Consider the following 19792-nt stretch of genomic DNA (forward strand, 5'->3'; position numbering starts at 1 on the left):
ACGCCATGGCCCGCATTCGCCAGCCCAATACCTCTCAGATCGCTTCCCGCCGCAGGGGTCGCCGCCGCAGTGCCGGTTTCAGTCTCATCGAGCTGATGGTGGTCATCGTCATTCTCGGCCTGCTTGCGACCATCGTGGTCATCAATGTGCTGCCCAGCCAGGACCGCGCCATGATCGAGAAGGCGCGCGCGGACATTGCCACCCTTGAGCAGGCGGTCGAGACCTACCGGCTCGACAATCTGAGCTTTCCCACCAACGAGCAGGGGCTCGCGGCTCTGGTCAGCCCGCCGCAGGGGCTCGCGCGGCCGGACCGCTATCGCCAGGGCGGCTATGTGCGCCGCCTGCCCGAAGATCCGTGGGGCAATCCCTATCAGTATCGCCAGCCCGGTCGCAGCGGGCCGTTCGACATCTTTTCCTTCGGAGCAGACGGGCGCGAGGGCGGTGAGGGCAACGATGCCGACATCGGCAACTGGCAATAGGGCGCGCGCGGGCTTCAGCCTTATCGAGCTCATGGTGGTGATTGCCATCATGGGTGTGCTGGCCACGGCCGCTATCCTGACCTTTCCTGCGGGCAATGGCGCGCCGCGCCGCGATGCCGAGCGCCTTGCCAGCGTGCTTGGCCATGCAAGCGAGGAGGCTGTGCTGTCCGGCCACACCATCGAGGCACGACTGGATGACGAGGGCTATCGCTTCCGCACGCTTGCGGGTGCGCAGCGGCGCGACATCGAGCGCGGGCCCTTGGCGCAGGCGCGCTGGTCGCCGGAGGTGCAGTTCGCGGCAGATCGGCCGCTGAGCCTGAGGTTCTCTGCGGGCGGAGATGCAACACCCGCCGACATCGTGCTGCGCGCGGGTGCGGACTCTCTCACCGTGCGCCTCGGTGATGACGGAAGGGCTGAAGTCCATGCCCCCTAGGCCTGCACCCGCCGGATTCAGCCTGATCGAGCTGCTGGTCGCGCTGGCGGTGTTCAGCATCGCTGTCGTGGCCCTGCTCAACCTGACAGGAGAGAGCACGCGCACGGCTGCCAGCCTTGAAGAGCGCGCCATGGCCGCGGTGGTGGCAGAGAACCGCCTGCTTGAGGTCATCTCCGGCGCTGTTCCTCTGGCCGTGGGCGAAGATCGCGGCGAGGTCGAGATGGCCGAGCGCCAGTGGGGCTTCATTCGCATCGTCTCGCCTACGCCTGAGCCCGAGATGGTGCGGGTGCACGTTCGAGTCGGCCTGGCGGAGCGGCGCGAGACCCTGGCCGAGGTCACCGCGTTCAGGAGGCGCCCGTGAGGGGCTTCAGCCTGGTCGAAATGCTGGTTGCCCTGAGCATCTTTGCCCTGCTGGCCAGCGCAGGCGTGGCCGTCATGGGCTATGCGGTGCAGACACGCACGGCGCTGGGCGAGCGCACCGATACCCTCGGCCAGTTCGAGCGTGCCCGCGCCATCATGCGTGCGGACATGGCCCAGGCCGGGCTTCGAGCGGTGCGCGAGGCCGATGGCCGCCTGCGCCAGCAGGTGATGCGGGGCGGTGAGGGCAGCCTGCTGCTGGCCGTCACGCGCCACGGGTCGGAGAACCCGGACGCCGAAAGCCGCGCCTCGGTTCAGCATGTCGAGTATCACCTGATCGACGGGCGGCTGGAGCGGCGGGTGCGCGCGCACCTGGACGGCGCGCCCGACCTGCCTGCGCGCGTGCTGGTCGAGGGCCTGGGCGAGGTCGATGTGCGGTTTCTGGCAGGCACGGAGTGGATCGAGCAGTGGCCGATCGCGGGTCGCCTGCCCCAGGCCGTGCGTCTGCGCGCCTCGTGGCCCGGCATCGGCCCTGTGGAGCAGATTTTCCTCGTGGGAGCCGGCGCGCCATGAGCAAACCCAATCGGCGAAGGGGCATGGCGCTTCTGAACGTGCTGCTGCTGGTGACGATCATTTCGGCGCTGTCGATCGGTTTTGTCGACGATATCCGCTTTGGCATCAGGCGCGCCGAGAACACCCGCTTTGCGTCCCAGGCGCGCTGGTACGCGCACGGCCTCGAGCAACTGGCCATGGTGCGCATCGCAAGGCTTCTGGATGCGGACAGTGCGCGGACATCTCTCGCCGGCAACTGGCACCAGCAGGACTTCAGCTTTCCGACTGATGATGACGGCACGCTCACGGCCAGCCTTCGTGATGCGGGGGCCTGTTTCAATCTCAACAGCGTCGTCGAGGGTGCCGGTGACCTGATCAGGTCGCGCGAGGCGGGCATCCGGCAGTACCGCGTTCTGCTCGGCCTGCTGGGAATCGGCGAGGCGCGTGCTGCTCAACTGGCCGATGCACTGGCAGACTTCATTGATACCGACGCCTTCCGCTCGCCCGCCGGTGCCGAGGATGAAGCCTATGCGTCACTGGGCTATCGCACGGCGGGCACCCTGCTCAGCGAGCCGAGCGAGCTGCGCGCCATCCGGGGTTATGATCCGCAGGTCTATGCCCTGATCCGTCCCCATGTCTGCGCCCTGCCGCAGAGCGGCCCAACGCCCGTCAACATCAATACCCTTGCGCCCGAAAGCGCTGTGGTGCTCGCGGCGCTCAGTGAAGGGCAGATCGGCGTGGGCACCTTCGAGCAGGTGCTGGCCCAGCGTCCGCCCGGCGGCTGGCGCAGTCTCGACGACTTTCTGGCCTCGCGCGCCTTCGATGGCCGCCCGCCCGAAGGCGCTCTTCTGGCACAGCTCGGCCTGACCACGCGCTATTTCGCCCTGGAGAGCCATGTGACCTTTCAAGGCGCGCAGATCGTGTCCTCTGCGCTGATCGAGGCCAGCGGCCCTGATGCGATCCGACTTGTCGCCAGACGCTGGAGTCTTCCCGAATGAGTTTCACCAGCTTCCTTGTTCTGCCCGACGAGCCCGAGGGTGTCGTGCAGGCCTATCAACTGATCGATGGACGCCTGAGCGAGATGCCTTCCGGGGGATCGGATACGGCCCTGTTGCAGGGCGCGGCGCTGATCGTGCCGGGACCGGATGTTGTCGTGCATCGCATGGCTCTTGAGGCCCGTACCCAAAGCCAGGCCACCGCCCTGGCCCGACACCGCATCGCGCCCGAGCTGGCCCGCGCAGGCGAGCCTTGTCACGTCGCGGTCTCGCCGCCGGACGAGACGGGCGTGCGCACCGTGGCGGTCGTGTCCCTGACGGCCCTGTCGCGCTGGTCATCGTGGGTGCAGGGCCTGGGCTTCGAACCAGGTGTCGTCGTGGCAGATCACATGCTGCTGTCGCCACCCGATGACGGGCAGGTTCTGGCGGCGCCGATAGGCCAGCGGGTGCTGCTGCGCAGTCACGACATGAGTGCGGCGGTCGAGCCCGAGCTGGCCACAGTCCTGACCGAAGGGCGCGCGCTTGTGCGCCTCGATCACGAGCATGAGACGCTGAGGCTTCTGGCGGACGGTCTGGGCGGACCGCTGCTCGATCTGACGCCGCCCCGCCCGAGGCCCGCGCTCGGCGCGCGCGAGGTGGGGCGCACGGCCATGCTCGCTGCGGCGGCTCTGGTCATGGCGCTCGCCGTTCCGGTGGCGGGGCTGATCAGTGACAACGCCCAGGCAGAGCGGCTTGAGGCCGCCACAGCCCGCCTCGCGCGCCAGTCCGTGCCTGCTTCCTTCCAGTCCTCGGCTCCAGCCCACGAGCGACTTTCCGGCTGGCGCAGCAGCCTCGGGGCCACCTCGCGCTTTGTGGACATGAGCGCCAGCCTGTTCGCACTGATGGAAAGCGTGCCCGGCACGGCTCTGGAGAGCCTGATGATCGAGGAAGGCGGGGTGATGCGCGCCACGGTCGCCTATTCGGACTATGCGCTATCGACCGCCCTGATGGACCAGGCCGGTGCTCACGGCCTCGTTCTCGAGGAAGTCAGTGCGCTGGACGAGCGCGGCATTCGCGTCAGTGACTATGTGGTGAGGCAGCGCCCATGATCGAGGCTCTGAAGACCCGCTGGCTTGCTCTGACAGCACGCGAGCGGTGGATGCTCGGGCTCGGTGCAGCTGTCGTGCTTGCGGTCGCATTCTGGTACACTCTGGCTTCGCCGCTGCGCCATGCGCGCGCGACGGCGCAGGATCGAGCCGCGGCGGCGCGTAGTCAGCACGTCCGGGCCGTCAGCGATGCAGCGGTCATCGAGGCGGAGCGTGCGCGCCGTCAGGGCATGGATCTGTCCCGTCCGCTGGAGCAGACCGCGCTCGATCTGGCCGCCAGCACAGGCTTGAGCGTCGAACGCCACGACGTGGCCGAGGACGGCAGCGTGACAGTGCACATCACGGGTGCGGGCACGGGGGCCCTGTTCGGCTGGCTGGCCGCGCTGGAGAACGGTGCCGGAATCGGCACGGCCAACGCCAGTGTCGTGCGGGGGGATGCGGGTCTCGATGCTCAGGTCACCTTGAGCCGCGTGGCACAATGACAGGGATGGCATTATGATGCGGGGGCTGGCGGGGGCTGCCGGTCTTGTGGTGGCCATGATCGCGTTCGCGCCGCTTAGCCTTGCGCGCGGGGTGCTGGAGGCGCGGGCACCGGGCCTCGCGGTCGAGGCCATGGAGGGCACGCTGTGGTCGGGCACGCTTCGCGACGTCAGCTATGGCAGTCAGCGTCTCGGGGACATCAGGGTGCGGACATCGCTTGTCAGGCTGCTTTCAGGCGGGCTGCACCTCGAGCTGTCAGGGGCGATGCGAGGGCATTTGCGCGTCAATGGTGCACGCTTCGCACTTCGCGCGGAGCGTGTCGATGTGCCTGCACAGATGGCCGGACTGGAGCAGATCGTGCGCTCGCCCATCCAGATCACGGGGCTTGAGGTCGCGATGCAGGACGGGCGGTGCAGCGAGGCCCGCGGGGAGATTCAGGCCGTGGCGCAATGGGCCGAGCGTCCGCTGGGGCTGGGCGGTGCGATGACCTGCGAGCAGGGCCGCGTCACGGCCCGGTTCGAGGGCGCGGACGTCTCGGGCGCATCCACGCTCTTTGCGGACGGTCGGATCAGTACCGACCTGAGCATCACCGGTCTCGACGAGACCGAGTTGGCGCAACTGGCCGCGCTCGGGTTCGAGGTCTCAGAGGGTCGGGCGAGCCTGACCCGGCATGGCACGCTCATCCGGCCCTAGCGCAACACCTGCGGCAGCCACAGCGACAGGGCCGGGATGAACAGTACCAGCGCCAGCACGAACAGGCACGTAAGATAGAAGGGCCAGAGGGTTCGCAGCGCCTGGGTGATGGGTATCTTGCCGATGGCCGATCCCACGAACAGCACTGACCCCACCGGGGGCGTGATCAGGCCGATACCGCAGTTGAGCAGCAGGATCACGCCGAACTGCAGCGGGTCGACGTCGAAGGCGCGTGCCACGGGCAGGAAGATCGGCGTGCAGATGATGATCAGCGGTGCCATGTCCATGAAGGTGCCGAGCATCAGCAGCATCAGGCTCATGAGCAGCAGGATCAGGATGGGATTGTCGGTCAGGGCGGTCAGGGCGCCGACCAGAGCCGAGGGCAGTTGCAGGAAGGCCATCAGCCAGCCGAACGCGCCCGCACAGCCGATGATGAACAGCACCGCGCCCGAGGTGCGAACGGCGCTGATGCAGGCGGCCTTGAACTGGGCCGGGCCCATGGAGCGATAGACGATGGCCGTTATCAAGGTGGCATAGACCACCGCGACCGAGGCGCTCTCTACGGCGGTGAAGATGCCTGCGCGGATGCCGCCGAAGATGATCACCACCAGCAGAAGGCCGGGCAGGGCGGCCACGGTGCGGCGCAGCACCGCGTTCATGCCGGGGAAGGCTTCGGCGGCATAACCGCGCCTGCGGGCGACCAGATAGGAGGTGACCATCAGGGCGGCGGCAAGGATGAGGGCGGGCACGATGCCGGCGGCGAACAGGTCCGAGATCGAAACGCTGCCCCCGGCCGACGCCGAATAGAGGATCATGTTGTGCGACGGCGGCACCAGCAGGGCGACCAGGGCCGCAGAGATGGTCACATTGACCGCATAGTCGGGCTCGTAGCCACGCTTGACCATCTGGGGGATCATGGTGCCGCCGACCGCCGAGACATCGGCGATGGCCGAGCCGGAGACGCCGCCGAACAGGGTCGAGGCACCCACCGTCACCTGTCCGAGGCCGCCGCGCACATGGCCGAACACGCTGGAGGCCAGGGCGATCATGCGGTCGGACAGCCCGCCCTTCATCATCAGCTCGCCGGTGAAGATGAACAGCGGAATGGCCAGCAGGGCCACCGAGGTGATGTCCGAGCCCATCTGCTGAAACACCACAATGGGCGGCACCGCCAGATAGACGACCGTGGCCAGGGTAGCGGCAAGCAGGGAGAAGGCGACGGGCACGCCGAGCAGCAGCAGCACGCCCAGCACGCCGAACAGGATGATCAGTTCCATGGGGGCAATCCTTATTCGGCGGGCTCGACATCGCCCTTGAGCAGGCGCTCGACGGCGAAGATCGCGATCAGGGCTCCGCCCACGAACAGGGCGAGGAACTTGAGGCCTGCGGGCAGGGGCGCGCCGGGCATGGCCACGCCCCAGTCATCGACCATCATGTATCCGCCCATCACCATCAGCCCGAGGCCGGCGGCCACAGCGACGAGGCGGGCAAAGGCCTTGAGCGCACGACGCATGGGCGGCGGGCTGTTCTCGACCAGGGTGGGAAAGGCGAAATGGGCCTCGTTGCGCACGGCAATGGCGGCACCGAACATGACGGCAAGGCTCATGAACAGCAGGGCGACCGGCTCGGTCCAGCCGGGCGAGCTGTTGAGCACATAGCGCGCATAGACCTGCCAGGCCTGCACCAGACTCATGACCACCAGCGCAATACCGGCCAGCGCCAGGGTCGCCGTGGCCAGGGCATCGAGTAGCGTGCGGCGCGCAGGCGGGTGGATCGTGTCGTCTTGCGGATTCATCATCAGGCTCCGGCCATGACGCGGTCATAGAGGGCGCGCACGCGCGGCTCGGCGAGGTGTCGCTCGATGACCGGCTGCACCGATCGGGCAAAGGCCTCGCGGTCGACTTCGGTGATTTGGGTGCCATGGGCGAGCACGGCATCGCGCGCCTCGATCTCGCGCGCATCCCACGCCACGCGCATCACCTCGACTGACCGGCGGGCGACATCGCGCACCAGATCGCGGTCAGAGGGCGTCAGGCGCTCCAGGGTCTCCTGTGAGATCAGCAGGGCGTCGGGTGAATAGGAGTGCTCGGTCTGGGACCAGTAGGTCGCCACCTCGTACTGGCGGCTGGAGTGATAGCTGGCCCAGTTGTTCTCGGCCCCGTCGATCAGATGGGTCTGCATGGCCGAGAACACGCCGCCGAAGCTGAGCGGGGTGGCATTGGCCCCCATGGCGCTGATGGTTTCGAGGAAGATGTTGGACAGCGGCGCGCGGATCTTCATGCCGCGCAGCTCGCCCGGCTCGCTCACCGGCCGGCGCGCATTATAGAGGCAGCGCGGGGCCGCGTCGTAATAGGCAAGACCCACAAGGCCACGGCTTTCGAACACATTGAGCAGGTCGGTGCCGACCTCGCCATCGACCACGCGGCGCATATGGGCCTTGTCCTCAAAGACATAGGGCAGGGCGAGCAGGCGGGTCTCGGGAAAGGCGTTGTTCAGGGCGGCGACGGCCACGCGGCACATGTCGATGGCCTGATAGCGCACAAGGCCAATCGAATCATCTTCCGAGCCGAGCTGACCTGACGGGTAGAGCCGCACGCCAAGGCGACCATCGGTGAGCCGTCCCAGCTCCTCGCCCATCCACTGCATGGCCGTGACGGTGGGATAGCCGTTCGGGTGCACATCCGCGACCGATAGGATGCGCTGCCCAGCCTGTTCGCGCGGGGCGCAGCCGGTGGCCAGGCCCGCCAGCGAGACACCGCCCAGGCCCATGGCAAAGTGGCGGCGGTTCATCGTTGCGCTCATGAGCTGTCTCCCGCATCTGCGTCGGCGGCGCGCGCGTGACAGGCGATGCTGCCGTCGGTGCCGAAGTCGGCCAGCGCGCGCTGGCCCGCCTCGATACGATGCACACCCGTCACCGCGCCTGTCGAGATCAGGTCACCGGCCCGCAGGCTGATGCCGCGGCGCGCATGGAGGTCGAGCAGGAACACGAGGGCCTGCAAGGGGCCACCGGGCAGGTTTCCGGCACGCCCCCGGCCGACCTCTCCGCCCTCGATCAGCATCCGGCACTCCAGATCATCAAGGCGCGCGATGCCGTCCTCGACGCGCTTGCCCACGATCAGTCCGGCATTGTTGCCGAAGTCCGAAGCCGTCACCGCCGGGCCCAGATCATTGATCAGCGACAGCGGACTGCCTGCCAGCTCGATACCGGTCAGAACCTCATCGATCAGATCGACCGCTTCCTCGCGTGTCCAGCTGCGCTCGTCGGGCGAGACGTCGCGGTTGATGCGGATCAGATACTCGGCCTCGACGGCGGCGAAACCTCCGTTGATGACGGGAACGGCGACACCGTTGTCATCGTCGATCATGGGCCAGATGTTGCCACTGAAGATCGGTCCGGCGAGGCGGTCGGCACCATAGCGCTGCACAAGTGGGTCAGGGATCCGGCCCAGCTTCCAGCCCCGCACCTCTCCGGGCCAGAGCGCAATGGCTTGGTCCTGGATGGCATAGGCCTGAGACAGGCTCTCGGGCAGGGCTCCGGGGTAGGCGCTGATGGCCTCAAACCCCAGCCGCGCCTTGACGAAACGCGACGCGATCTCGCGCTCGGACGCACGATCTGCGTGCGTGGCTACCAAACTCACGGCTGCCTGCTCCCTCGACGGACCGTGACGCTTTGCCCGGCCCTCACTTGTTGTTCTGGGGCGTTTCCACCCTGATTTGCCATCAAGATTGCTTTGGAAGGAAACCGGTGTCAATTTGAATCGCGAAACCGGCACCCCGAGGCTTGCGGCACAGCAATCTCTGTCCCGCGCCAAGAATGGTCTAGACAAGGTTTGAAGCAGGGAGAGACATCATGAGATCACCGATCGCACTTCTGGCAGCGGCCGCGGGCGTCTTGCTGATGCTCGCGCCGGCCGCGCCGCTTGAGGCCGCCGTCAGCGCGAGGCAGGAGACGCAGGCGCAGCAGCTCCCTGCCTTTCCGGGCGCACTGGGGTGGGCATCGACCACGCCGGGAGGGCGCGGGGGCGAGATCCTGCGCGTCACCAATCTGAATTCGAGCGGTCCAGGCTCTTTCCGTGCGGCGCTGGAGCATGACGGCGCGCGCATCATCGTGTTCGAGGTGGGCGGGGTCATCGATCTGGAGCGCGAGAGTCTGCGCATCCGTAATCCCTATCTGACCATTGCAGGCCAGACGGCCCCTTCGCCCGGCATCACCCTGATCCGTGGCGGGCTCGACATCGCCACTCATGACGTGATCATCCAGCACATCCGCATCCGCTCGGGCAATGCGGGCGAGGCTCCGCGCAGTGGCTGGGACGCGGACAGCATCTCCACCATCGGTGCGCGCAACGTCATCATCGACCACTGTACCCTGACGTGGGCGACCGACGAGAACCTCTCGGCATCGGGGCCGCGCTTCACGGGCGAGACGCCCGACGACTGGCGCCGGGGCACCTCGCACAACATCACCTTTTCGAACAATATCATCGCCAACGGCCTGGCCCACGCCAGCCATGCCAAGGGCGAGCACTCCAAGGGCTCGCTGATCCACGACAACGTCAGCAACATCCTGATCGTCAACAACCTTTATGCGCACAACTTCGAGCGCAATCCGCTGTTCAAGGGCGGTGTGCGCGGTGTGATCGCCAACAACCTGATCTACAATCCCGGTGCGCGCGCCATTCACTACAACCTCATGGTCGAGGAGTGGGGAGCAGTGCCGCCTATCCCCGGCCAGATGACCGCCGTGGGCAATGTCATGCGCGCCGGCCCCTCTACCTTGAGCGACCAGATTGCCTTCCTGATGATCGGCGGGGCAGGGGATCTGGAGTATTATGGTCGTGACAACATCGCCGTTGATCAGCGCGGCAATCCCCTGCCCATGTTCGGTCGTTACACCACCACCCCGGCGCGGATCATCGAGATGCGCCGCCCGCCCGTGTGGTGGGACGGGCTTGAGCCCATCCCCGCCGTCCAGCTCCAGAGCGCGCTGCTGCGCAACGTGGGTGCCCGTCCGTGGGATCGCGACATCCAGGACGTGTGGCTGATCGCAGAGGTCGCCGAGGGGCGCGGGGCGATCATCGACAATGAATCTGAAGTCGGTGGCTATCCCGCTCAGGGCGAGCCCACGCGCCGCCCCTTCAATCCAGACGAGTGGGACCTGCGCTTCATGACACCGATCGATGACAGCGTGCTTGATCGCCCCGGCCGTCGCCTGACGACCTGATCTGATTGCGGATCAGACCCGGCCCCTGACGCGCGGATTATTCTGACACGTGGATTCTTCTGGGCAAACGTCACGGGGTCGGGCATGGCCGGTTCATGACCCGAGTAGCCCTTGCGAGGTCGCCGGTCATGGTATGAGATGCGATCAGCGAAAGGATAAAGGGCTTGGCACGCGGCGCACGGGCAACCACCATCAATGATATCGCGAGACTCGCCGGGGTCTCGAAAAAGACCGTGTCGCGCGTCATCAACAACTCGCCCTCGGTGCGCGAGGAAACCCGCGTCAAGGTTCAGGCCATCATTGCCGAGCACGGCTTCGTGCCCGACCCCCAGGCACGCGGACTGGCCTTTCGCCGCTCGTTCCTGATCGGCATGATCTATGACAATCCCAGTCCCAACTATGTGGTGAACATGCAGCAGGGCATCCTCGACGCCGTGCGCGGCTCGGGCCTTGAGCTGGTGGTTCACCCCTGCAACCGCCAGTCCGCCAGCTTCATGGATGACGTGCGCGGCTTTGTCGTGCGCCAGAAGCTGTTCGGAGTGGTCATGCCCCCTTCGGTGTCCGAGGACGAGCGCGTGGTGCAGATGCTGCGCGAGGTGGGCTGTCCTTATGTGCGCATCGCCTCCATCGCCCTTGACGTGCCCGAGGTCATGGTCGTGACCAACGACAGCCTGGGTGCCGCCGAGGCGGCCCGCCACCTCGCCGAGCTTGGCCACGAGCGCATCGCCTTCATCTCGGGGCCCGAGACCTTCCGCTCGTCCCACGAGAGGCGCCGGGGCTTTCGCGAGGGTCTGGGCGAGTTCGGCCGCGAGTTGGACCCTCGATACACCCGCGTGGGCGCTTATACCTTCGAGTCCGGGCAGGCTGCGGCCAACGACCTGCTTTCCATGAGCGTGCCGCCTACGGCCATCTTCGCGGGCAACGATGAAATGGCCATCGGCGTCATGACAGCGGCGCGTGATCGCGGGCTCGATGTGCCTAGTGATCTGTCGATCGTCGGTTTCGACGATCTGCCCATGGCCGGGCGTCTGTGGCCCAGCCTGACCACCGTGCGTCTGCCGATCCGCGACATGGGCCGCATGGCCGCCGAGAAGCTGACGGCGCGTAGCAGGGGCCTCGATCCGCTCACATTGGAGCAGCCCGTGGTTCGTCCCTCGCTGGTGGCGCGCCAGTCATCGGCACCGCCGCGCGGATCCTGATGCTATCTTGCCGCCGCACCGTCCGTGGCTTGTCTAGGGCGGTGACACCGGTTACCAAAGGGCCATCCCCTCGACCCGATCTTCAGAGTTCACCGGAGAGACATCATGTTCCGCAAGACCTATCACGCCACCCACCCGGACATGATGGAGTGCGTGGACAACGACAGCCTGCGGGACCGCTATCTGATCGACGAGCTGTTCGCCGAGGGCGAGGTGAGGCTCAACTACACCCATTATGAGCGCTTCGTGATCGGCGGGGTGGTGGCATCGGGCGCGGTGCGTCTTCCCGACCAGAGCGAGCCTGCCTCGGCGGCGGGCCACCCCTTCCTTGAGCGGCGCGAGCTTGGCATCGTCAATGTAGGCACCAGCACCGGCGTGGTCAGTGTGGACGGCACCGCCTACACCCTGGCGCCCAAGGACGGCCTCTATGTTCCTATGGGCACGCGCGATGTGGTGTTCGAGGGCGGCGCGGACGGCCCGGCGCACTTCTATCTGGCCTCCACGCCTGCCCACGCGCGCTTTGAGACCAAGCACATCTCCATCGATCAGGCCGTGCCGCTGGAGCGCGGCGCGCTGGAGACATCCAACGAGCGCACCATCTATCAATACATCGTGCCCGCGACGTGCCAGTCGGCGCAGCTTCTGCTGGGCCTGACCATCCTCAAGCCCGGCAGTGTCTGGAACACCATGCCGCCGCACCTGCACGACCGCCGCTCGGAGGTCTATTTCTACTTCGACCTCGGCGAGGACAACCGCGTCTATCACTTCATGGGTGAGCCCGAGGCCCAGCGCCACATCGTCGTGGCCGATGGCGAGGCGGTCGTGTCGCCGCCGTGGTCGATCCACATGGGCGCGGGCACGTCGAACTATGCCTTCATCTGGGCCATGGGCGGCGAGAACCTCGACTACACCGACATGAAGGTCATCGACATCTGCCAGCTGAACTAGGAGCGCGCCCCGTGGAAATGTTCTCACTGGCCGGTCGTCATGCGCTTGTGACCGGTGCCAATACGGGCCTGGGCCAGGCCATCGCCGTAGGGCTGGCAAGGGCAGGGGCTGACATCATCGTCGCAGGCCGCTCCAGGCCCGATGAGACCGGCGAGGCTGTGCGTGCCCTCGGGCGCCGCTTTCACGCCATCAGCGCTGATCTCGGCCGGATCGAGGATCTGCCGCGCGTGGCCGAGGAAGCGCACGCGGCCTTCGGCCATGTCGACATTCTGGTCAACAATGCGGGCATCATCCGCCGCGCCGACAGCCTCGATTTCTCGCTTGAGGACTGGGATGCGGTGATGGATGTGAATCTGAAGTCCGTGTTCTTCCTCTCCCAGGCCATCGCGCGGCAATGGGTGGCTGATAACCGCGGCGGCAAGATCATCAATATTGCGTCCATGCTCAGCTTTCAGGGCGGCATTCGCGTGCCATCCTATACCGCGTCCAAGAGCGGCCTTGCCGGGCTCACGCGCCTTCTGGCGTGCGAGTGGGCGGGCAGGGGCATCAATGTGAACGCCATCGCGCCGGGCTATTTCGCCACCAACAACACCGAGGCCCTGCGTGCCGACGAGGGGCGCAATTGCGACATTCTCGCCCGCATTCCCGCCGGGCGCTGGGGCGATCCGTCCGATCTGGCAGGCGCGGCCGTGTTTCTGGCATCCAGTGCAGCGGACTATATGCACGGTGCCATCGTGCCCGTGGACGGCGGCTGGCTGGCCCGCTAGCGAGCCGCCAGCTCGGCCAGCCAGACCTCCAGCCAGCTGTAGCCCTCGCCTGCATCGAGCGCGGCGTCGTCGCTATCGTCGGGATCGAGACCGTGGGCGCGCTCCCATTCGTCCGGCAGACCGTCGCCGTCCGTATCGCGCCAGGGTGGGCCGCTGTGCAGAGCGGGCCAGCCACCCACATCGTCCTGCGAGTCGATGATGCCGCCCGTGCCGGTCCGCACTGTCTCGATCACGCGCGCATCCACGTCATCGCGCGCCCGGCTGGCCCCTGCGTGGGCCAGCACGCGCTCCATGGCCTCTGCGGCGCTGACGTCGAGGCGGGGGAGGGCGGAGACAAGGGGCGCACCCTCAAGGCGGTATCCCGCCCGATCGGCGCCGCGCACCAGTGACCACGGATCGTCTGGCACCACGCCGTTCAGGCTGTTGACCTCGAACCATGCGCGGGCATGAGGGTTGCGCTCGTCGAAAATGTGCAGGCCCTCACTGTCGGGTCCGCTGATGTAGGCATTGGCGATGAAGGCGTAGGTTGAGCGGCTGTCGGTATCGACATTGTAGCCCGCGCGGCTTGCGCCCCAGTTGTAGAAGACGTTGTTGCGGAACTCCATGACCGGTCCCTCGGGATCGGTTTCCAGCGCCGTATAGTTCCCGGGGCGCGGCATGCGCGCGCTGTGGTGAGCCCACAGATTGTTCAGGAAGCTGAAGCGTGCGCCGTAGCCTCCACGCAGCAGTGAGCCATAGCCGTGCTCGCCCTTGTCGTGGCCCGAGGCGTTCAGGGACTCGGTGATCATCGACCACTGCACGGTGACGTCATAGATGCCGCGCTCGGGCGGATCGTAGCGGCTGCCTACCGACAGGGTCTCGTCCACGGACCAGCTGGCCGAGACGTGATCGAGAATGATGCGCCGGCCGCGTGTGATGGATATGGCATCTTCCTCCGAGCCCGAGGCATCGCCCAGCCGCGAGCGGATGAAGCGCACGATCACTTCGTCCGCGGCAATGATCAGGGGCTGGTCGGCCAGGGTGATGCCATCGCCCGGCGCACTCTGCCCCGCGATGGTGATGTGGGGATGGCGGATGACCAGCGGGGTTTGCAGGCGGATCGTGCCCGAGACATCGAAGATTATCGTTCGCGGCCCGCGAAGCGCGATGGCGGCGCGCAGCGATCCTGGCCCGTCATCATCCAGATTCGTGACCCTGATGACCGCGCCGCCGCGCCCACCCACAGCACAGAATCCTGCTCCCTCCGCACCTGGAAAGGCAGGCGTGTCACCGGGCTGACACGGTTCGTGAACGTCGTTCGTTATCGACGTCAACCCCATGAGCAGCAAGGCTGCGGGCGCTGCAAGGACGGGGCGGAGCCAGCCGCGGGCTGTGCATTTCATCGAACTGACACCTTGTCACGGGCTCTGAGTTTTGCTTATCCTCTAGATGATACCGGTGTCAAAGGTAAGGCAAGCGTAAATGACACCGGTGTCAACGAGGGGCGCGCACGCCACTCCAAATAAACGAAGGGGGGCGACAGAGCCCTTCCAACAACTGCTGACCGGGAAATCCGGCTATAGCTGTGCCCAATGGGAGGAGGCATATGTCGCATCCAGTTCAATTGCGGTCGAACCGCGCCGTCCGTTTTGGTGTCTCGCTTGGCGCCATGGTCCTCGCTGTAGGCATGGCCGGAATGGCCCAGGCCCAGTCTCAGCCGTCCAGTGAGGCGACGGCGGTCGACGAGGTCGTCATCACGGGTTTCCGTGGCAGCCTCAATCAGGCGCTGGAAATCAAGCGCAACGAAGTGGGCATGGTCGACGCCATCGTGGCCGAGGACATTGCCGACTTCCCCGACCTGAACCTGGCCGAAGCGGTCCAGCGCATCCCCGGCGTCTCCATCGACCGTGACGCGGGCGAGGGTCGCCAGATCACCGTGCGTGGTCTGAGCTCTGACTTCACCCGCACGCGCATCAACGGCATGGAAGCCCAGGCCACGACCGGCGGCACGGACTCCTCTGGCGGCGCAAATCGAGGCCGCGGCTTTGACTTCAACGTCTTCGCTTCCGAGCTGTTCAGCAACGTCCGCGTGCGCAAGACAGCGGCGGCCGAGACCGAAGAGGGCTCGCTGGGCGCCACTGTGGACCTGCGGACCACGCGTGCGTTCGACTACAACGGCTTTCGCATGGCGGCCTCGATCCAGGGGGGCTACAATGATCTGTCCCAGACCTGGAGCCCGCGCGCGGCCTTCCTGATCAGCAACCGCTTTGCCGATGACCGGCTCGGCGCCCTGCTGTCGGTGGCCTATTCGCAGCGCAACACCTTCGAGGAAGGCTTCAGCTCGGTGCGCTGGGAGCGCGGTACGGACAACGGCGGCTTCTGCTCGCCCGTGGGCTTTGCTCCCCAGAATCCGGGCAACAGTGCCGCCAATGGCTCGTCGGCTGCGAACTGCGCCACGGGTGTGCCGCGCCCGGCCAATACCCCCTCGAACGTGGCAGCTTACCAGACGGCCAACAGCGCCAATGTGTTCCACCCGCGCCTGCCCCGCTATGGTCGCCTCACGCACGAGCAGGAGCGCATCGGCGTCACCGCCTCGGTCCAGTTCCGCCCGGTGCAGACCACGACCTTCAGCGTGGACCTGCTCTATTCCCAGCTCGACATGACCCGCCAGGAGGACTTCCTCGAGTCCCTTTCGTTCAGCCGCAACGCGGCGGCGGGCGGCAAGACCCAGATTCACGTCCGCGATGCGGTCGTCGAGAACGGCGAGCTGGTCTATGGCGTGTTCGACAATGTCGATATCCGCTCCGAGCAGCGCTACGATGAGCTGACCACCGAGTTCACCCAGCTTACCTTCGAGATCGATCACGCCTTCAGCGACCGCGTGCGTGGCCGCTTCTTCATGGGGCGCGCCGAGTCCGAGTTCCGCAATCCGTTCCAGACCACGGTTACGATCGACCGTCAGAACGTGCAGAACTACAGCTGGGACTTCCGGGGCAACCGCAACACCCCGCTGATCACCTATGGCTTCGATGTTACTGACCCCAACCAGTGGGAGTGGCGTCAGATCGGCACCTCGGTGCCGCGCTCCGAGATCCGTATCCGGCCCCAGGGCGTCGATACGATCTTCGATTCGGTGCAGGCCGACCTGTCGGTCGACATGACCAACAGCCTGACGCTTCGCGGAGGTCTGAACTGGAAGCGCTTTGGCTCGTCATCCTACGAGTTCCGCCGCACCGACGAGACGGTCGTGCCCGCCCTGCCGCCGGGCGTGACCATGGCCAACATCACCCAGCTGCTGACGGGCTATGGGCGCAATCTGAGCGTTCCGGCCGGCACGCCGCTGTCGTGGGTGGTGCCCGATCTGCGCGCCATCGCCAATCTGTTCAACATCTACTGCAACTGCGACACCGGTGTGCCCGGCGGCGACTTCCGCCTGACCAGCATCACCAACGGCAATGCGCGCGGCGGCAACCGCTATGTCGAGGAATCGAACATCGCGGCCTATCTGCAAGCCGACTTCACCGCCGACATCGGCTCTATGATCCTGCGCGGCAATGTCGGCGTCCGTCACGTCGAGACCGAGCTTTATGCCGAAGGCTACAGCTCGACCGGCGGCGGCACCCTGGTGCGCGGCACGCACAGCTATACCGACACCCTGCCGTCGCTCAATCTGGCGCTCAGCGTCACGCCCGACCTGATCGTGCGCTTCGGCGCGGCCAAGGTCATGGCGCGGCCCCAGATCAACAACTCGGTGTCGGGTGCCAACTATCTGGTGCCGACCACGTCGCTGAACGCTTCAGGGCCGAACTTCACCGCCACCATCGGCAATGTGACCCTCGATCCGTTCCGCGCCACGACCTATGACCTCAGCTTCGAGTGGTACTTCGCGCCCGAGAGCCTGCTGTCAGTGGCCTTCTTCTACAAGGACATCGACACCTTCATCCAGGTGCTGCGCCAGGACCTGCAGTATCAGCAGCTCACCTTGCTGAACCCCGAGGCCTTCGCGCCCGGCTTCTGCACGGGTGTGTGCTCGCCCACGACCGTGTTCGCCCTGACCTCGGCGGTGAACACCGAAGGCGGTCCGCTGTCGGGCTTCGAGATCAGCTACCAGCAGCCGTTCAGCTTCCTCCCCGCGCCGTTCGATAACTTCGGCGTTCAGCTGAACTACACCCGCGTGACCTCCGAGATCGACTATTGCAACGACGCGCTGTGCTCGACCTTCACCACGGCCGAGCTGGCGAACCTGTCGCCCGAGTCCTACAACGCGACCCTCTATTACGAGGATGACCGTCTGCGGGCGCGCGTGTCGGCGGCCTATCGCGACGACTATCTGCAGAACGTGCCGGGCCGGAATGCCAACCCCTTCGAGGGCAAGTTCTCGACCCTGAACATCGACATGTCGGCGTCCTATCGCCTCAACGACAATGTCACCCTGACGTTCGAGGGGCTGAACCTCACCGACCAGTTCAACCATCAGTGGGTGGGCGGCGAGAACGACCGCTACAGCACCTCGGTCTATCACCACACCGGCCGCCAGTATTACGTCGGCGTGCGCTACCGCTTCTGAGTTTCCGCGTAGAGTTCACTTCCTGAGCGAACTGGGGCGGTATTGCATTCGTGATACCGCCCGCCTTTTTGGTGGCCTGCCGCCAGTGGCTTGACCCATAGTCGGGCCCGGTTCGAACCGGCGTGCCGCTGCGTGCGCCCCACACAGATGAGAAGTGCAGTTGCTGCCATGATCGACAAGATCGACGTCTTTATCGCCCTTCGCTCCCAGGGCGTCGTGCCCGTGTTCTTCCATCCCGACCCGGAGGTGTGCATCGAGGTCATCTCGGCGTGCGCGCGCGCGGGCGCGCCATGCGTGGAGTTCACCAACCGGGGTGATTTCGCGCCGTCCATCTTTCACGAGGTGTCGCGCCACTTCGCTGGCAAGACCGGGGGGCCGCGCCCGGTGCTGGGCGTGGGCTCGATCGTCGATGCGCCCACGGCCGCTCTCTACATCGCCAGCGCCGCGCGTTTTGTCGTCGGCCCGGTCCTGAATGCGGAGGTGGCCAGGCTCTGCCATCGTCGCCGCGTCCTTTATGCGCCGGGCTGCGGCTCGGCCAGCGAGATCAGCGATGCCCATGCGCTGGGATGCGATCTGGTCAAGGTGTTCCCCGGCGAGAGCGTCGGCGGTCCCGATTTCGTCAAGGCGGTACTTGGCCCGATGCCATGGACGCGCATCATGCCCACGGGGGGTGTCGATCCTGACGAGGCCTCGGTGCGCGCCTGGTTCGGCGCCGGGATCGTCGCGGCGGGCATGGGCTCCAAACTGATCACCAAGGCGCATCTGGACGCGCGCGACTGGGCCGGGATCGAGGCTTCGGTTCGCGCCTGTGTCGAGCTTATCGCCCGCGTGCGCGGGTAGTTTCATTGCATTAGGGGCTATCAAGCATGACCCAGCCGATCCTCAATCTGCGCAAGGCCGAAGACTGCCGCTTTGACTGCGTGTCTTTCGGCGAAGTGATGCTGCGTTTTGATCCGGGCTTTGGCCGGGTCCGCAATGCGCGCAGCTTTCAGGTGTGGGAAGGAGGCGGCGAGTACAATGTCGCGCGGGCCATGCGAAAGTGCTGGGGATTGCGCTCAGGGGTCGTGACGGCCCTGCCGGTCAACGATCTCGGCTGGCTGGTCGAAGACCTGATGATGCAGGGCGGTGTCGATACCAGCCATGTCATCTGGCGCGAATTCGACGGGCTTGGCCGCAACACGCGCGTGGGTCTGAACTTCACTGAAAAGGGATTCGGTATCCGCCCGGCCCTGGGTTGCTCCGACCGGGGCCACTCGGCGGCCTCCCAGATCCGCCCCGGCGAGGTGGACTGGGACCGACTGTTCGGCGAGCAGGGCGTGCGCTGGTTCCACACCGGCGGCATCTTTGCGGCCCTGGCCCCCAACACGGCCGAGGCCGTGATCGAGGCGGTCGAGGCGGCACACCGGCACGGCACCATCGTGTCCTACGACCTGAACTACCGCCCCAGCCTGTGGAAGAGCCAGGGCGGCAAGGCACGCGCCCAGGAGGTCAACCGCACCATCGCCCGCCACGTCGATGTGATGATCGGCAACGAGGAGGACTTCACCGCCTGTCTCGGCTTCGAGGTCGAGGGGCTGGACGAGCACATCAGCGCCATCGACCCGGCCAACTTCAAGACCATGATCGAGACCTGCGTGAAGGCGTTCCCCAACTTCAAGGTGGCGGCCACCACCCTGCGCAACGCCAAGACCGCCAGCGTCAACGACTGGTCGGCGATCCTGTGGGCAGGCGGCGAGTTCCATGCGTCGCGCCTGCGTGAGAACCTCGAGATCTATGACCGGGTGGGCGGCGGTGACGGGTTTGCATCCGGTCTGGCTTTCGCTTTTCTCGAAGGGCTCGGGCCTCAGGCAGCGGTCGAGTACGGGGCCGCGCACGGCGCTCTGGCCATGACCACGCCGGGCGATACCTCGATGGTCAACCGCCGCGAGGTCGAGGCGGCCATCACGGCAAAGGGCGCCCGGGTCATCCGCTGAGCCGGTGGACAGGGCCGCCAGCACCGCACCTCACTGGCTACGCAGCCAGTCCATGAACAGG

At 66.3% G+C, this 19792-nt stretch carries 20 protein-coding genes; 15 read left to right on the plus strand and 5 right to left on the minus strand.

The genetic code is table 11. The features are described 5' to 3' along the window. Positions 1-5 precede the first annotated feature (5 nt). Genes gspG through gspN form a run of 8 tightly spaced genes read left to right on the plus strand, consistent with a single transcriptional unit; the run spans position 6 to position 5074 of the window. Entirely contained in the window at positions 6-479 is a 474-nt protein-coding gene (gspG, locus tag ACK4E3_RS00615) for a type II secretion system major pseudopilin GspG (protein WP_409694834.1), read from the plus strand. Further along, complete coding sequence (locus tag ACK4E3_RS00620; RefSeq protein ID WP_409694837.1) at positions 454-912, plus strand: GspH/FimT family pseudopilin; 459 nt, start codon at positions 454-456, stop codon at positions 910-912. Before gspG ends, ACK4E3_RS00620 begins: the two co-directional genes overlap by 26 nt. Beyond that, positions 902-1273: a type II secretion system minor pseudopilin GspI gene (gspI, locus tag ACK4E3_RS00625; RefSeq protein ID WP_409694840.1), complete on the plus strand. Its 372-nt coding sequence runs from the start codon at positions 902-904 to the stop codon at positions 1271-1273. Before ACK4E3_RS00620 ends, gspI begins: the two co-directional genes overlap by 11 nt. Then, positions 1270-1842: a type II secretion system minor pseudopilin GspJ gene (gene gspJ / locus ACK4E3_RS00630; RefSeq protein WP_409694843.1), complete on the plus strand. Its 573-nt coding sequence runs from the start codon at positions 1270-1272 to the stop codon at positions 1840-1842. The genes gspI and gspJ overlap by 4 nt, the downstream gene beginning before the upstream one ends. Beyond that, positions 1839-2819 (plus strand): type II secretion system minor pseudopilin GspK, encoded by a 981-nt coding sequence (gene gspK, locus ACK4E3_RS00635; RefSeq protein ID WP_409694846.1) that lies wholly within the window; start codon positions 1839-1841, stop codon positions 2817-2819. The genes gspJ and gspK overlap by 4 nt, the downstream gene beginning before the upstream one ends. Then, positions 2816-3904 carry a type II secretion system protein GspL gene (gspL, locus tag ACK4E3_RS00640; protein ID WP_409694849.1) on the plus strand — a complete coding sequence of 363 codons (1089 nt, stop codon included), beginning with the start codon at positions 2816-2818 and terminating at the stop codon, positions 3902-3904. Before gspK ends, gspL begins: the two co-directional genes overlap by 4 nt. After that, entirely contained in the window at positions 3901-4383 is a 483-nt protein-coding gene (gspM, locus tag ACK4E3_RS00645) for a type II secretion system protein GspM (RefSeq protein ID WP_409694852.1), read from the plus strand. Before gspL ends, gspM begins: the two co-directional genes overlap by 4 nt. Before the next feature lie 13 nt (positions 4384-4396). Further along, the gene (gene gspN, locus ACK4E3_RS00650; RefSeq protein WP_409694855.1) at positions 4397-5074 is read left to right on the plus strand and encodes a type II secretion system protein N; all 678 of its coding nucleotides are present in this window, start codon (positions 4397-4399) and stop codon (positions 5072-5074) included. Here the strand turns inward: gspN and ACK4E3_RS00655 are convergent. The 4 genes from ACK4E3_RS00655 to ACK4E3_RS00670 are packed head-to-tail and all read right to left on the minus strand — an operon-like array spanning position 5071 to position 8712. Beyond that, positions 5071-6351 (minus strand): TRAP transporter large permease, encoded by a 1281-nt coding sequence (locus ACK4E3_RS00655; RefSeq protein ID WP_409694858.1) that lies wholly within the window; start codon positions 6349-6351, stop codon positions 5071-5073. The two genes, gspN and ACK4E3_RS00655, sit on opposite strands and share 4 nt — an antisense overlap. 11 nt (positions 6352-6362) lie before the next feature. Further along, positions 6363-6872, minus strand: a complete 510-nt coding sequence (locus ACK4E3_RS00660; protein WP_409694861.1) for a TRAP transporter small permease — start codon at positions 6870-6872, stop codon at positions 6363-6365. Next, a complete protein-coding gene (locus ACK4E3_RS00665; protein ID WP_409694863.1) occupies positions 6872-7876 on the minus strand; it encodes a TRAP transporter substrate-binding protein in 1005 nt (334 codons plus the stop codon). Before ACK4E3_RS00665 ends, ACK4E3_RS00660 begins: the two co-directional genes overlap by 1 nt. Continuing rightward, positions 7873-8712 carry a 2-keto-4-pentenoate hydratase gene (locus ACK4E3_RS00670; protein WP_409694866.1) on the minus strand — a complete coding sequence of 280 codons (840 nt, stop codon included), beginning with the start codon at positions 8710-8712 and terminating at the stop codon, positions 7873-7875. The genes ACK4E3_RS00665 and ACK4E3_RS00670 overlap by 4 nt, the downstream gene beginning before the upstream one ends. A gap of 212 nt (positions 8713-8924) precedes the next feature. Here ACK4E3_RS00670 and ACK4E3_RS00675 point away from each other — a divergent pair, with 212 nt between their 5' ends. The 4 genes from ACK4E3_RS00675 to kduD all read left to right on the plus strand — a co-directional run bounded on the left by ACK4E3_RS00675 (position 8925) and on the right by kduD (position 13212). After that, positions 8925-10298 carry a polysaccharide lyase family 1 protein gene (locus ACK4E3_RS00675; RefSeq protein WP_409694869.1) on the plus strand — a complete coding sequence of 458 codons (1374 nt, stop codon included), beginning with the start codon at positions 8925-8927 and terminating at the stop codon, positions 10296-10298. 143 nt (positions 10299-10441) lie between these two features. Continuing rightward, positions 10442-11497, plus strand: coding sequence for a LacI family DNA-binding transcriptional regulator (locus ACK4E3_RS00680; protein WP_409700971.1), 1056 nt, complete (start codon positions 10442-10444; stop codon positions 11495-11497). 105 nt (positions 11498-11602) lie between these two features. Continuing rightward, positions 11603-12445, plus strand: a complete 843-nt coding sequence (kduI, locus tag ACK4E3_RS00685; RefSeq protein ID WP_409694872.1) for a 5-dehydro-4-deoxy-D-glucuronate isomerase — start codon at positions 11603-11605, stop codon at positions 12443-12445. A 17-nt stretch (positions 12446-12462) separates the two neighbouring features. After that, a complete protein-coding gene (kduD, locus tag ACK4E3_RS00690; RefSeq protein ID WP_409700974.1) occupies positions 12463-13212 on the plus strand; it encodes a 2-dehydro-3-deoxy-D-gluconate 5-dehydrogenase KduD in 750 nt (249 codons plus the stop codon). Here the strand turns inward: kduD and ACK4E3_RS00695 are convergent. Further along, a complete protein-coding gene (locus ACK4E3_RS00695) occupies positions 13209-14435 on the minus strand; it encodes a pectate lyase (protein ID WP_409694875.1) in 1227 nt (408 codons plus the stop codon). The genes kduD and ACK4E3_RS00695 overlap by 4 nt on opposite strands. Before the next feature lie 425 nt (positions 14436-14860). Here ACK4E3_RS00695 and ACK4E3_RS00700 point away from each other — a divergent pair, with 425 nt between their 5' ends. The 3 genes from ACK4E3_RS00700 (at position 14861) to ACK4E3_RS00710 (ending at position 19731) form a co-directional block, all read left to right on the plus strand. Then, entirely contained in the window at positions 14861-17758 is a 2898-nt protein-coding gene (locus ACK4E3_RS00700; RefSeq protein WP_409694878.1) for a TonB-dependent receptor, read from the plus strand. A gap of 168 nt (positions 17759-17926) precedes the next feature. Beyond that, positions 17927-18598 carry a bifunctional 4-hydroxy-2-oxoglutarate aldolase/2-dehydro-3-deoxy-phosphogluconate aldolase gene (locus ACK4E3_RS00705; RefSeq protein WP_409694881.1) on the plus strand — a complete coding sequence of 224 codons (672 nt, stop codon included), beginning with the start codon at positions 17927-17929 and terminating at the stop codon, positions 18596-18598. 26 nt (positions 18599-18624) lie between these two features. Continuing rightward, entirely contained in the window at positions 18625-19731 is a 1107-nt protein-coding gene (locus tag ACK4E3_RS00710) for a PfkB family carbohydrate kinase (RefSeq protein ID WP_409694884.1), read from the plus strand. The last annotated feature ends 61 nt before the right edge of the window (positions 19732-19792 follow it).

It is taken from the genome of Brevundimonas sp., assembly GCF_046299595.1.
Classification (GTDB): domain Bacteria; phylum Pseudomonadota; class Alphaproteobacteria; order Caulobacterales; family Caulobacteraceae; genus Brevundimonas.

Coding starts and splice junctions, on each gene's coding strand:
- gspG (WP_409694834.1), top strand. CDS start 6: ATGGCCCGCATTCGCCAGCCCAATACCTCTCAGATCGCTTCCCGCCGC.
- ACK4E3_RS00620 (WP_409694837.1), top strand. CDS start 454: ATGCCGACATCGGCAACTGGCAATAGGGCGCGCGCGGGCTTCAGCCTT.
- gspI (WP_409694840.1), top strand. CDS start 902: ATGCCCCCTAGGCCTGCACCCGCCGGATTCAGCCTGATCGAGCTGCTG.
- gspK (WP_409694846.1), top strand. CDS start 1,839: ATGAGCAAACCCAATCGGCGAAGGGGCATGGCGCTTCTGAACGTGCTG.
- gspL (WP_409694849.1), top strand. CDS start 2,816: ATGAGTTTCACCAGCTTCCTTGTTCTGCCCGACGAGCCCGAGGGTGTC.
- gspM (WP_409694852.1), top strand. CDS start 3,901: ATGATCGAGGCTCTGAAGACCCGCTGGCTTGCTCTGACAGCACGCGAG.
- gspN (WP_409694855.1), top strand. CDS start 4,397: ATGATGCGGGGGCTGGCGGGGGCTGCCGGTCTTGTGGTGGCCATGATC.
- ACK4E3_RS00655 (WP_409694858.1), bottom strand. CDS start 6,351: ATGGAACTGATCATCCTGTTCGGCGTGCTGGGCGTGCTGCTGCTGCTC.
- ACK4E3_RS00660 (WP_409694861.1), bottom strand. CDS start 6,872: ATGATGAATCCGCAAGACGACACGATCCACCCGCCTGCGCGCCGCACG.
- ACK4E3_RS00665 (WP_409694863.1), bottom strand. CDS start 7,876: ATGAGCGCAACGATGAACCGCCGCCACTTTGCCATGGGCCTGGGCGGT.
- ACK4E3_RS00675 (WP_409694869.1), top strand. CDS start 8,925: ATGAGATCACCGATCGCACTTCTGGCAGCGGCCGCGGGCGTCTTGCTG.
- kduI (WP_409694872.1), top strand. CDS start 11,603: ATGTTCCGCAAGACCTATCACGCCACCCACCCGGACATGATGGAGTGC.
- kduD (WP_409700974.1), top strand. CDS start 12,463: ATGTTCTCACTGGCCGGTCGTCATGCGCTTGTGACCGGTGCCAATACG.
- ACK4E3_RS00700 (WP_409694878.1), top strand. CDS start 14,861: ATGGTCCTCGCTGTAGGCATGGCCGGAATGGCCCAGGCCCAGTCTCAG.
- ACK4E3_RS00705 (WP_409694881.1), top strand. CDS start 17,927: ATGATCGACAAGATCGACGTCTTTATCGCCCTTCGCTCCCAGGGCGTC.
- ACK4E3_RS00710 (WP_409694884.1), top strand. CDS start 18,625: ATGACCCAGCCGATCCTCAATCTGCGCAAGGCCGAAGACTGCCGCTTT.